11 protein-coding genes are annotated in these 13,709 nt (G+C 33.2%); 8 read left to right on the forward strand and 3 right to left on the reverse strand.

What is annotated here, in order from left to right:
- The first annotated feature begins 82 nt into the window (after positions 1-82).
- Together EV143_RS00620 and EV143_RS00625 are read left to right on the forward strand one after the other, a co-directional pair.
- Positions 83-856: a Bax inhibitor-1/YccA family protein gene (locus tag EV143_RS00620; protein WP_133505988.1), complete on the forward strand. Its 774-nt coding sequence runs from the start codon at positions 83-85 to the stop codon at positions 854-856.
- Between the two features lie 563 nt (positions 857-1,419).
- Entirely contained in the window at positions 1,420-4,251 is a 2,832-nt protein-coding gene (locus EV143_RS00625; RefSeq protein ID WP_133505990.1) for a pectate lyase family protein, read from the forward strand.
- A gap of 77 nt (positions 4,252-4,328) precedes the next feature.
- On the opposite strand, the gene amaB is transcribed toward EV143_RS00625, so the two are convergent.
- Positions 4,329-5,882, reverse strand: coding sequence for an L-piperidine-6-carboxylate dehydrogenase (amaB, locus tag EV143_RS00630; protein WP_133505992.1), 1,554 nt, complete (start codon positions 5,880-5,882; stop codon positions 4,329-4,331).
- Positions 5,883-6,063: 181 nt separating this feature from the next.
- Here amaB and EV143_RS00635 point away from each other — a divergent pair, with 181 nt between their 5' ends.
- Positions 6,064-7,023 carry an MBL fold metallo-hydrolase gene (locus EV143_RS00635; RefSeq protein WP_133505994.1) on the forward strand — a complete coding sequence of 320 codons (960 nt, stop codon included), beginning with the start codon at positions 6,064-6,066 and terminating at the stop codon, positions 7,021-7,023.
- 114 nt (positions 7,024-7,137) lie between these two features.
- On the opposite strand, the gene EV143_RS00640 is transcribed toward EV143_RS00635, so the two are convergent.
- Both EV143_RS00640 and EV143_RS00645 read right to left on the reverse strand, forming a co-directional pair.
- Positions 7,138-7,677 (reverse strand): 3-hydroxyanthranilate 3,4-dioxygenase, encoded by a 540-nt coding sequence (locus tag EV143_RS00640; RefSeq protein ID WP_133505996.1) that lies wholly within the window; start codon positions 7,675-7,677, stop codon positions 7,138-7,140.
- Between the two features lie 66 nt (positions 7,678-7,743).
- A complete protein-coding gene (locus EV143_RS00645; RefSeq protein ID WP_133505998.1) occupies positions 7,744-8,841 on the reverse strand; it encodes an endonuclease/exonuclease/phosphatase family protein in 1,098 nt (365 codons plus the stop codon).
- Between the two features lie 138 nt (positions 8,842-8,979).
- Between EV143_RS00645 and EV143_RS00650 the strand changes: the two genes are divergently transcribed.
- The 5 genes from EV143_RS00650 (at position 8,980) to EV143_RS00670 (ending at position 13,344) form a co-directional block, all read left to right on the forward strand.
- Positions 8,980-10,065, forward strand: coding sequence for a serine hydrolase domain-containing protein (locus EV143_RS00650; RefSeq protein WP_133505999.1), 1,086 nt, complete (start codon positions 8,980-8,982; stop codon positions 10,063-10,065).
- A gap of 148 nt (positions 10,066-10,213) precedes the next feature.
- Positions 10,214-11,113, forward strand: coding sequence for a S66 peptidase family protein (locus EV143_RS00655; RefSeq protein WP_133506001.1), 900 nt, complete (start codon positions 10,214-10,216; stop codon positions 11,111-11,113).
- Positions 11,114-11,276: 163 nt separating this feature from the next.
- A complete protein-coding gene (locus tag EV143_RS00660) occupies positions 11,277-11,648 on the forward strand; it encodes a YraN family protein (protein ID WP_133506003.1) in 372 nt (123 codons plus the stop codon).
- 120 nt (positions 11,649-11,768) lie between these two features.
- Positions 11,769-12,425, forward strand: coding sequence for an aspartate kinase (locus EV143_RS00665; RefSeq protein ID WP_132032464.1), 657 nt, complete (start codon positions 11,769-11,771; stop codon positions 12,423-12,425).
- A gap of 355 nt (positions 12,426-12,780) precedes the next feature.
- Positions 12,781-13,344 (forward strand): RNA polymerase sigma factor, encoded by a 564-nt coding sequence (locus EV143_RS00670; RefSeq protein WP_133506004.1) that lies wholly within the window; start codon positions 12,781-12,783, stop codon positions 13,342-13,344.
- Positions 13,345-13,709: the final 365 nt, after the last annotated feature.

Genomic DNA, 13,709 nt, shown 5'->3' on the forward strand with positions numbered 1-13,709 from the left:
AAATCATGTTAAAAAATTTACTGAAATAAGTACACATCAAAAAAACTCCATATATTTGAGGATAAATAAAAGTATTAGAAATATGAACTTCAATTCAAAAAATCCATTTTTAAGCAACAAGCGTTTTTCATCAAATGCTGTTTCAAAAGCTGAAGAAGTACACCACGCACAAATTATTGACTATAATCAGGAAATGACTTTGTCAGGTACTATAAATAAAACAGCTATTTTATTTTTGATATTATGCGGATCTGCAATGACAACATGGTGGATGGCATTTAACGGACTGAATGTAATGTTACCGGCTATTGGCGGTGCTATTGTTGGGCTTATTTTAGTTGTAATTTCAGCATTCAAACCACAATATTCTCCATACTTAGCTCCAGGTTACGCCTTATTTGAAGGTTTATTCATTGGAGGAATCTCTGCTATTTTTGAAGCTATGTATCCAGGAATTGTAATCAATGCTGTTGGAGCAACTTTAGTTACTTTTTTGATTTGTTTAGGTTTATATAAATTTAAAATTGTAAAAGTTACGGAAAAATTTAAGTCTGTTGTAGTTGCTGCTACTCTGGCAATCGCTACTTATTATTTAATTTCGTGGTTGGTATCAATGTTTACAAGCTTTACTCCTGTACATTACGGAAATTCTATGATGAGTATTGGTATCAGTGTTTTTGTAATTATTATTGCAGCTCTAAACTTATTCTTAGATTTTGACCAGATTGAAAAAGGCGTTCAGGAAAGAATGCCAAAATTCATGGAATGGTATGGCGCAATGGGACTAATTATTACATTAGTTTGGTTATATATTGAATTCTTAAGATTACTATCAAAATTATCCAGCAAGAATTAATCTCTTGCATTATAAAATTTAAAGCCTTTCTGAGAATTCAGAAAGGCTTTTTTATTAAATAGAATTTCTTCAAAATCCATCAAATTAGCTATTTATTATCTTTCTTCTATTGATTCTAATCTTAAATCTAATCAACTATTGCCGTTTTTGATTAAAAATAAATACTTAAAAAGGTAAAAAGTACATTGTAAACTACATCAATTATTTAAAAATATAAAAATTAACCCTCTTTTTCTTATTTTAATACTTGATCAGATTTTTATCTAAAAATATCCCTAATTGATTAAATGTTTTTACAATCATGGTCTGAATAAAAAGGATAAATGTAGTAAAAATAACACTTCAGAAACATTTATATCATTATGTAATAAATTACAATTAATGCAATTTATTACATATTTACTCTTTAAGTAATGTGTTTTTTATATTATATGTTTTTTTATGATAAAATAATTTTGAATATCGAAATTTTATTTATTTTTGTGTAATCGATTACAATAAAACCACTTTTTGTAATGTGAAAATAACCACACAATTACTTTTACTAACTTAAACAAACTATCATGAAAAAAAACTTACTTTTTTTGACCTTAATGTTATTTGCTTTCCAAAGTTGGGCGCAGCAAATTAATGAATCATCAGGTTGGCTGGAATCTGTATTTGTAAAATGGCAACCCGTGAGTAATGCACAATCTTACAATGTATATTATTCCGGAGAAGGAATTACAGATAGAAAAATTGACGACCAGTTAATTCGTAGTTACGGCAGTTACTATCGCGCCGATATTCCAGGACTAAAAGCCGGAACATACACTGTAAAAATAAAACCGGTAATTTCAGGAACAGAAGGTACAGGAACAACAACCGGAAATCTAACAGTTGTAGCGCACGATCGTAATGGTTTTGCATTTGAAGGCGGACGAGTTCCTGGCGGATACAAGGCTGACGGAACTCCTAAAGACAATGCAGTAATTGTTTACATTACGCAAAACACTAAAAATACCGTTTCGATGAATATTACAGGTGCAAGTGTAAACCCTTGCGTGGGATTACAAAATATTCTATATGCGATTAAAAAAGGAAAAGACACACGTCCGTTTATTTTTCGCTTGGTAGGAAATATTACTGACATGACCGTAATGGAAGGTGGAGATGTTGTAATTGAAAACGCTAATAACGCTTCTAGTTATGTTACTCTCGAAGGTGTTGGTACAGATGCTGTTGCAAATGGTTGGGGAGTACGACTTAAATCTGCATCGAATATTGAAATCAGCAACCTTGGTGTTATGAACTGCAATAGTTCAGCAGGTGATAATATCGGAATGCAACAAGACAACGATCACGTTTGGGTTCACAATTGCGATTTATTCTATGGGAATGCCGGAAGTGATGCCGATCAAATAAAAGGAGATGGGGCATTAGATAATAAAACATCAACCTACATTACTTTAGCATACAACCATTTTTGGGATAGCGGAAAAGCAAGTCTTTTAGGATTAAGTGAAGGCACTACAAGCGGTTTGTACATTACTTATCACCACAACTGGTTTGACCATTCAGATTCTCGTCATCCACGTGTTCGTTATTATTCAGCACACATCTATAACAATTATTTTGATGGTGTTTCAAAATACGGTTCAGGCTCTACACTGGGTTCTTCATTATTTGTAGAAGGAAATTATTTCCGTAACAGTAAACATCCAATGTTAACTTCATTACAGGGAACTGATATTTGGGATGAAGCAAACCAAGTAAATAATGCCGGAACGATGGGAACTTTTTCTGGTGAAGCAGGTGGTTCAATTAAAGCGTTTAATAATACTTTTGATGCTTCAAACGGAACAAATAATATGCGTTTTGTTGCTTATAATGATCCAAATCCGCTATACAATATTTCAGGAAAAATTAGCTCGTTAACTGATTTTGATGCCTATGTGGCAACTACAAGAGGTGAAACTGTAAGCAGCAACGTTAAATCTAAATCTGGCGCCAATACTTATAATAATTTTGATACTAATGCTGCATTATACGTTAAAAATTTAGTTATCGATCAGCCTGCAGTTGCCAAAACGAAAACAACACAATATGCAGGACGTGTTTCCGGAGGTGATTTAAAATGGGTATTTAACAATGCCGTAGACGATACTTCATCTCTTGTCATTACAGCATTAAAATCTGCACTTACCAATTATAACACAACATTAGTTGCAATACAAGGTGAAGGAAATCCACCTGTAAGCAACCAAACACTTACATCGACAAGCAACAACAATCAAACAGTTGCTAGCGGAACTGCTATTGGCTCTATTGTTTTTACTTGGGGCGGAGATGCAACAGATGCAACAGTAACAGGATTGCCAGCCTCAGGAATTAGTTTTGTAAAAAATACAACTGCTAAAACAATTACAATAACCGGAACACCAACAGCAACAGTATCGTACTCAATCGCTACAACGGGTACTGCAGGAACACCTGCAACAGGATCTGGAACGATTACGGTTACAGCAGCAGGAACACAAACATTAACTTCAACTACAAACAACAATCAAACAGTTGCGAGTGGTTCAGCAATTGCTTCGATAGTATTTACCTGGGGAGGCACTGCAACAGATGCGACAGTAACCGGATTACCTGCGTCTGGAATTAGTTTTGTAAAAAATACTTCTGCTAAAACAATCACAATTACAGGAACTCCAACTGCTACTTTATCTTATTCTATTGCAACAACAGGAACTTCAGGTACTGCAGCAACAGGATCCGGAACTATAACAGTAACAACTGGAACTCCGGCCGGAAACGAAATACATAATTTTACAACTTCTGGAAAAACGAGTTCATTTTATACTATAACAGGAAATCTTTCGACATCAAAAGGAACGGTAACGTATAACGGTTTAACATTGACACAATGTCTTAAAATTGAATCTTCAACAAGCATCACTTTTACAACAACTCAAGCAAGTACATTGACTTTGGTATTTGTTGAATCGGCAGCAACTATTAAGGTTGACAATGTAGATAAAATTGCTTCGGGAGGAATTGTAACTGTTACTCTTGCTGCAGGAAGTCATACAATTACAAAGAAAGATACAGCTAATCTTTTCTACTTGAGTACTGTTTACAACGGTGGTACGCTTCGTGTAGCCAAAACTGAAACAACTGATAGTGAAGAAAAAATATTTTTATACCCAAATCCTGCTTCAAGTACTTTGTTTTTATCGGATAGTAATCAGAAAGTAGAAAAAGTTTTGATTTACAATATCTTTGGATCTCTTGTAAAAACGATTCAAAAAGGAAGTGAAAGTACTGATTTAAGCCAACTAAATTCAGGAACTTATTTAGCAAAAATTTTCACTTCAGATGGTTCTTTCAATCAAACGATTATAAAAAAATAAAAAATCTATTTATAAAATTAAAGGCTTCCAAAATTTGGAAGCCTTTTATATATTTAATCAATAATGTAAATCTCAATTTACAAATCAAATTTAATTCCTTGTGCCAAAGGCAAACTCGTAGTATAATTGATCGTATTGGTTTGACGTCGCATGTAAATTTTCCACGCATCAGATCCTGATTCACGTCCTCCGCCAGTTTCTTTTTCACCACCAAAAGCACCACCAATTTCAGCACCTGAAGTTCCGATATTAACATTCGCAATTCCACAATCTGAACCTGTAACAGATAAAAACCTTTCAGCTTCGCGTAAATTATTCGTCATAATGGCAGAAGACAATCCTTGAGCAACTCCATTTTGAAGTTCAATAGCATTATCAACATCTCCAGAATATTTAATTAGATATAAAACAGGTGCAAATGTTTCGTGCTGTACAATGGCAAATGAATTTTCGGCTTCAGCAATCGCTGGTTTTACATAACATCCACTTTCGTAACCTTCTCCCGAAAGTACGCCGCCTTCCACTAAAATTTTTCCACCTTCGGCAACAACTTTGTTTAAAGCAATGGCATACATTTCTACAGCATGCGTATCAATTAACGGACCAACATGATTGTTTTCGTCAAGCGGATTTCCTATTCGTAATTGTTTGTAAGCTGCCACTAAAGCATCTTTTACTTTATCATAAATACTTTCGTGAATAATCAAACGACGTGTTGATGTACAACGCTGTCCGGCAGTTCCAACCGCACCAAAAACAGCACCAATAACAGTCATTTTGATGTCAGCATCCGGAGTTACAATGATTGAATTATTTCCTCCTAATTCTAACAATGATTTTCCTAAACGACCCGCAACAGCCTGCGCAACAATTTTTCCCATTCGGGTTGAACCTGTTGCAGAAATTAAAGGAATTCGGGTATCTTTTGTCATCAATTCACCAATTTGATAATCGCCATTAATCAAGCACGAAATTCCTTCCGGTAAATTGTTTTCTTTAATAACCTGCGCAATAATATTTTGACATGCAATTCCGCATAAAGGCGTTTTTTCAGAAGGTTTCCAAACACAAACATCTCCGGAAATCCAAGCCAAAGCTGTATTCCATGACCAAACTGCTACCGGAAAATTAAATGCTGAAATAATTCCGACAACTCCCAATGAATGATATTGCTCATACATACGATGTCCCGGTCTTTCAGAATGCATGGTTAATCCGTGCAATTGACGCGATAAACCAACTGCAAAATCGCAGATATCGATCATTTCCTGAACTTCTCCATAACCTTCCTGCAATGATTTCCCCATTTCATAAGAAACCAATTTACCAAGAGCATCTTTATTTTCACGTAACTTTTGTCCAAACTGACGTACAATTTCACCACGCTGTGGCGCCGGAATCAAACGAAATTCTTTAAAGGCTGCTGTCGCTGAACGCATTACTTTTTCATAATCTGCAAGACTTGACATCTTTACCGAAGCAATCAATTTTCCGTCAACTGGTGAAAAACTATCTAAAATTTCTCCTGAAGAAAAATTTTCTATCCCTGTTGATGTTCCTTCATTTATCAATTTGATGCCCAATTTTTCCAGAGCCTCATTCATTCCAAATTGTGATGCTATTGTTGTCATTGTAACTTTTTTAGTTAAAATTGTTATATTTTTTTGTAAAGATATTATTTCACAGTTAATATCAATTAGATTGAGTTGTTAAAATCAAAGTAAATTTAGAGTTAATTAAAGTGAATTACAGAAATATACCTTAATTTATTCATGATAATTGATGAAATTTGTAACCACAAAAATAATAAATATGTCTGCTTTCAATCGTTTTCTACTTTTTTTACTTCTAATTTCAGTTCATGCCTTTTCTCAAAAAGAACAAAAAGCTGCTTTTCAGATTGTTCCTTTGGGAGTAAAAGGCGGAATCGACGAGAAAAATCTTTCAGCTTATTTAATAGCACCAATAAATACAAAAGATTATATCTGTCTTGATGCCGGAACTGTAAATTCCGGAATCGAAAAAGCAATTGAAAATAAAGTTTTTAAAGTTTCAACCACCGAAGTTCTCCGAAAATACATTAAAGGATATTTAATTTCGCATGCACATTTAGATCACGTTTCTGGTTTGATAATTAATTCTCCTGCCGATTCATCAAAAACAGTTTATGCCACGAATAAATGTATGGAAATGATGGAAAATCATTATTTCAACGATCAAACCTGGGCAAATTTTGGTGATAAAGGTGTTGGTTTTCCTTTAAAGAAATACCACTTTCAAACTTTAACGGTTGGTGAAGAAACTCCAATAAATAATACATCAATGACGGTAAAGGCTTTTACTTTAAGTCATGTGAATCCTTTTGAAAGTACAGCGTTTCTAATCAAAAATGGAAATGATTATGCTTTATATCTTGGCGACACCGGTCCTGATGCTGTTGAAAAAAGCGATAAATTAAAAACGTTATGGACTGCAGTTTCGCCATTAATTAAAAACAAACAATTGAAAGGAATTTTTATTGAAGTTTCATTTCCGAATGAACAGCCGGACCAATTTCTATTCGGGCATTTGACTCCCAATCATTTAATGAAAGAACTTCACGCTTTAGAAGATTTAGCCGGAAAAGATTCTTTGAAAGGTTTTAAAGTTATTATAACACATTTAAAACCGCCAACTAAAAATATTGTAAAAATTAAAGAGCAAATTAAGAATCAAAACGATTTAGGTTTGAAGATCATTTATCCGGAACAAGGGAAGCGATTTGAGTTGTAGGTGATCTTGTTTCTTAAAATAACACCTAACAGGTTTTAAAAACCTGTTAGGATCTCGAATAACTCTAATCTGAACGTTCGTAAATCTGAAAGGTTTGAATTCGGAATCAAGAAATTATTTCTTCGCCACAAACCTCGGATCAGACTCCATAACAGTTCCACAATTATTGCAAGTTCTTAATTCTTCTGAATTATAAAAATGCTCAAAATGAGGAAGGAAATCTTTTTCGATATTATGCAATTCAAAAAACACTTCGTACAATTTATTATTGCAGTTATCACAATGCCAAAGCAATCCGTCTGTATAACCTTTTCCAGCACGTTTACGTTCAATTACTAATCCGATTGAACCTTCTGAACGAACTGGAGAATGTGGGATTTTTGCAGGATGAAGATACATATCTCCGGCATTTAATTCCATTTCTTTACGCTCGCCATCTTCCTGAATAACAACTTTTATATTGCCTTCCAACTGATAAAAAAGTTCTTCGGTTTCATTATAATGATAATCTTTTCTAGCGTTCGGCCCCGCAACAATCATTACTATATAATCGCCGGAATCAACATAAAGATTTTTATTCCCAACAGGTGGTTTTAGTAAATGACGGTTTTCGTCGATCCATTTGGTAAGATTGAAGGGTTTTGCTATGGCCATTTTAAGGTATTGAATTTATGAGTAGCTAAGTTAGTGAAAAGTTTTTGTAGAGTCGTAGTGCGTCTATTATTTCATTTCTTTTATTAAATAAACATAAACCGGAAAATGATCGCTAAAACCTACTTCGGTCTGACTGTGTCGTAACGGATATCCTTTATATTGACCTGTAGTTTGAACCAGATAATGTTTATTAAAAATACCGGCTTTCCAGAATTTAAAGCTCGAAAAATCAGGTTTGATTAAGGATTCCGTTAGTATTATCTGATCGAAAATATCCCAGGAATCACGAAAAGCAATTGTTCCCAGTCCTCTATTAGCCATTTCTTCAAACGGATTAAAGACTCCAAATTCAGGTACTTCATTCTTTTTTGACTTTGCTCCCAAAGCTATTTTCAAACTTTTATTAAACGGACCATCGTTTAAATCGCCCATTGTCATCACTTTTGCATTGGGATTTATTTGCTGCAGCGAATCGATAATTTTTCTGTTTAATCTTCCGGCAGCTTCCCGAAACGGACTACTCGCCTTCTCTCCTCCTGATCGCGATGGCCAGTGATTGACAATAATATGAACTTCTTCACCTTCTAAATATCCTGAAACTAAAAGCTGATCACGTGTAAAAACACGATTCTTATTTTCGATCTTTATTTCAAGTTCATCATCAGTTTCTTCCAGTTTTTCTTCTTTAATTGGCACATTATTTTTATAAATTAATAAAGGAATATTAGAAAAAGAAGTTGGTCTGAAATATTTTTTCTGATACAATAAAGCAACATCAATACCACGCTTATCGGGAGAATCAAAGTGAATTATTCCGTAATCAAAAGGAAGAAGTTTTGGCTGTTTGATTAAATCTTCTAAAACGCCACGATTTTCAACTTCAGAACAACCAATAATGACAGGTGCATTTGAGTTTTCAGGCGTTCCAATTTCGGCTACAACTCTACTAAGATTTTGCAATTTCTGTTGGTACTTTTCATCCGTCCAACGCTGCGCTCCGGTTGGCGTCCATTCGTCGTCATTGGTATTAATATCATCTATTGTATCGAATAAATTTTCGAAATTGTAAAATGCGACAGTATGAATGGCATACTTTTTAGATTGTACTTGTAGTGATAAAGAAAAAAAAGCGATTACATAAAACCGAAACAGAACAAACCTCATAGTTATTGATATTTAAAAAATCCAAATTATAAAAAATTAATTAATTTGTAGGAATTTTATATTGTTTAATTTTTAGTTATTTTTTGTTAATCCTAAAATGTCTTGTACCTTGCTTACTCAATTCACTCTTCTTAAAAAATGAAAAAACTATTTTTTGCCTTTGTATTATTTATTCTTTTTAATAGTTCTCATGCACAAAATAATAGTTCGTTTACTGATAGTATCAGAATTAAATATAATATTCCGGAATTGGCTTATGCGGTAGTTTCCTCAGATTCTGTTTTAGAAATTAACGCTTTAGGATATCAACGTATCAACTCAAAATACAAAGCAAAAATTGACGATAAGTTTCGTTTAGGATCTGTCACAAAAACCATTACGGCATATCTTGCAGCAGTTTTAGTTAAGGAGAGAAAAATAAGATGGGACACTAAATTTTTTGATTTGTATCCTGAATTAAAAGCAAAAAGTCAACCCTCAACATATGATTTTACGCTTCAGGATTTTATTACTTTTAGAGCCAGCATGAAAACATGGTATTACGGAAACGAAGCTCCAACGCAAAAAGAAATTAAAGGAAATGATCAGCAACAACGCTATGAATTTATTGCCTGGTTTTTGCAGCAGGAAACTGTTTTAGAAAAGCAACATATATATTGGTCAAATCCCAGTTATGTGGCTGCTGGACTTATGCTCGAAAAAGCAACTGGCAAAACTTATGAAACTTTGGTTAAAGATTTAGGAAAAAATTTAAATATTGATTTTGAATTTGGTCAGCCTAATTTAAAAGATAAAAATCAGCCTTGGGGACATGATGAAGATTTGAAGCCCGAAGCTCCAGCATTAAATTATAAACTAAACTGGCTTTCGTCAGCAGGAAATATAAAGGTAAGTTTGCCTGATTATTGTAAATTTATACAAATGCTACTTCAGGGTTTGCAGGGAAAATCAAAATTATTGACAGCTGAAGAGTTTAATTATATGCAGTTTGGGTTACCTGAATTTTCTTTTGGATGGAATTCTGAAAGTAAAAAGAATAATGATTCAAAATATTCATTTCATAATGGAAATCCGGGAACATTTTTAACCAAAGTGTATATTTGTTCATCCGTAAACAAAGCTTTTATTCTTTTTGCAAACGTACAATCTGAACAAGCTGATAACGGATTAGTTTTGATTTTAGAAGAATTAGAAAAGAAATACGGAGCTCCATCATTTAATTAATGCTCATTTAAAAATAATTTATAATTTTAAGTAAAAAGAAAATAAGAACATGAAAAGCTTTCAATACTTCAAGAAACACTTTGCTTTTGGTAAATTCGTATTTCTTATTTTTGCTTTACAATCATTCACCTGTCAATCTCAACAAAACATGATAACACCACCTTATTTACAAAAAGGAGATACGGTCGCAATTTTAGCAACTGCCAGAAAAAATATCGACGATAACTTAAAACCTACGATAGATTTATTGCACAGTTGGGGTTTAGAAGCGGTTGTAGGAACTACTATTGGACTTGATGTAAACCAACTGGCAGGAACTGACGAGCAACGTGCTGCTGATTTTCAACATCAGTTAGATAATCCGAATATTAAAGCAATTTGGTGTGTTCGTGGCGGTTACGGAACGGTGAGAATGATTGATCTTTTAGATTTTACCAAATTCAAACAACATCCAAAATGGATTATTGGTTTTAGTGATGTTACGGTGCTGCACAATCACTTAAACACGATGGGCTATAAATCGATTCACGGCGTTATGCCTGTAACGATTCCGCGTGCTACTCCGGCCGCAATTAGTTCTATGAAATCGAGTTTGTTTGGTGAACCTTTATCTTACTCTGTTGGTCCGGATAAAATGAATCGTTTTGGAAAAGCAACCGGTGAATTAGTGGGTGGAAATTTATCCATTTTATACAGTTTATTGGGATCACAATCGGCTATTGATTGCAAGGATAAAATTTTATTTATCGAAGATTTAGACGAATACTTGTATCATATCGATCGTATGATGATGAATTTACGCCGTAATGGATGCATCGAAAACCTAAAAGGAATTGTTGTTGGCGCTATGACCAAAATGAAAGACAACGAAGTGCCTTGGGGCAAAAATGCTGTCGAAATTGTAGATGATGTTACTAAAAAATATAATATTCCTGTAATCTTCAATTTCCCTGCCGGACATATTCAGGATAACAGAGCTTTAATTATGGGAAGTACCGTAACAATTGATGTAAATGCATCCGGAAGCACTGTTTCTTTTCAAAAATAATATATCTGATTTAGTTTTCTAACTTAAGAAAGCTATTTAAATACCACATAAAAATCTCGTAAAGACGCAAAGTCGCAAAGTTTGAATTTCATTCTTTGCGACTTTGCGTCTTTGCGCGCTAAACAAACCCATAACTTATAACCCACAACTCATACCTAAAAAAATGGCAGAACATAATGAACTCGGAAAAAAGGGAGAAGAACTTGCTGTAGAATATCTTCGCCAAAATGGATATGAAATTCTGGATCGAAACTGGACATTTCAGAAAGCAGAAATAGATATTATCGCACAAAAAGATCATTTTTTAGCCGTTATAGAAGTCAAAACAAGATCAAGTACTGATTTTGGTTTACCTCAGGATTTTGTAAAACCAAAAAAAATTCAATTACTGGTAAAAGCAGTAAATGCCTACATAAACTATAGGGAAAAGGATTTTACTGATGATTTAGAAATTCGTTTTGACATAATCGCAGTTCAAAAAAATGGTGAAACATTTGCAATTGAACATCTTACCGACGCTTTTTATCACTTTTAACACAATTTTTTATTGTTATAATTGTAACAAATTGTTTTTTTATTTATATTTGCATAGATTTATAACACAAATCTATAACTACACCAACCCAATTACGTTACAAAAAAAAAAGAAAAAATTATGAAAACCGTTTCTTCAATTGTAGAAAATTACATCAAAACAAAGCCGTTTTTACTGAATGCGCTATCGCTTGGAATCATCAACTTAACTTCTCTGTCCCGGAACATTATGAATGAACTGGAAAGTGAATTTGGTAAAGAAGTGAAACAAGGCGCTGTTGTAATGTCGCTTAAACGACTCACTGAAGAATTGGATTTTAAATTAAACCATAAAATCAATAAGGTAATCAAGAACATTGGCGAGATCACGGTTCGTTCAGAATTGACGGATTATACCTTCGCTGCTTCAGAAACTGTTTTAAATAAACAAGCTGATTTGATTTCTGATATTAATGTTTTATCTGATATTTTTTATACCTCATCTCGTGGTGTAAACGAAACGAATATCGTAGTAAGCAGCAGTGTAAATCATTTGGTTGAAAAACACTTTATGCGCGAAAAACTAATTCAGAAATTAGATAATCTGGCTTCTATTACGGTAAAATTACCAAAAGAAAATATTGTAGTTCCCGGTATTTATTACTTCATTTTTCAACGCCTGGCGTGGGAAGGAATTATTATTAATGAGGTAATTTCGACTTCAAATGAATTTACGATTCTAGTTGGAGAAGATCAGGTTGACGTTGCTTTTAAAGTAATTAAAGATTTAAAAAATTAATCAAGTTTAAATAAATTTCCTTACTTATTAAATCCCTTTATCAAAAGATAAAGGGATTTTTTTATTTGAAACATTAAATGCAGTTGTAATTGAAATAAGAATATTCCCTATAAATTTTAGTATCTAACATCTTTTACGATATTAGTTAAAAAATTTACAGCCATCGGAAACTCAATTTTTACTGCCATTACTGTAGATTCTTTAAAATTTTATTAAAAATATTTTAATTAAGTTTTTTTAGATACTATTTGTTGCGAATTATATTTTTATATATTTGCTAACCTGTCAACAATTAAGACTGCACATTTGATAGTATCCTAATATAATTAGAATTAAACAAAGACTAATTAAATTAATGTTAGAAGCGAAAGACAATAGCGAAAAATTATTGGTGAGTGAACTCAAAAGAGGCAACGAAAAGGCATTTCGTAAACTTTTTGATTTGTACCATCAGGATATCTATGGCTATAGTATTAGCATTTTAAAATCTAAAGAAGCGGCAGAAGAAAATGTTCAGGATGTTTTTATGAAGGTTTGGCAAAATCGGGAAAACTTAAATCTCGAACAATCTTTTAAAGCTTATATTTTTACAATTGCCCGAAATCAGGCTTTTAATTTCTTAAACAAAGCAGTAAACGAAGTGTTGCTTAAAGAAGAGATTTTTTATGAAAGTCAGAAATCACATGAACAAGGCGATTACGGAATTCGAGAAGCCGATTGCAAAAAACTTCGGAAAGAAGCCATGAAACAATTACCGCCAAAACGAAAGCAAATATTTAAAATGTCACGAAAGAAAGGCATGAGTTATGAAGAAATTAGTCAGGAACTCGGCATCTCTATAAATACAGTCAAGAACCAAATGAGCAAAGCATTAGAATCGATGCGAGTATTTTTTCAAGTTCATGACGAGATTATCTAAACCACAAAAACCAAAGTAAACCACTAAAATCACTCTTTTCGAGTGATTTTTTTTGTTTTAACCGCAAGAAACGCAATGGTTTACGCAAAGTGCACAAAGTTTTAAAATCTTCTGTCTATGGAGTTTTTTTGAGGGTTCCGTAAGAACATACTATTTTGTAGGGATGGATTTTAATAATTCTTCGCAATCAGAATCGAAAAAGAAAATCGCCAATCTGTGTCATTTCGATCGAAGGGAGAAATCACATAACGGAATTACGGTTCGTTGCTCTCTGGATGTGATTTCTCCCTTCGGTCGAAATGACACAGGTAATTTATTATTTAAAAATATATTTAAATCAAAACATCAGCAAAATCAATACCTAA

The organism is Flavobacterium chryseum, from assembly GCF_004362015.1.
Lineage (GTDB): Bacteria > Bacteroidota > Bacteroidia > Flavobacteriales > Flavobacteriaceae > Flavobacterium.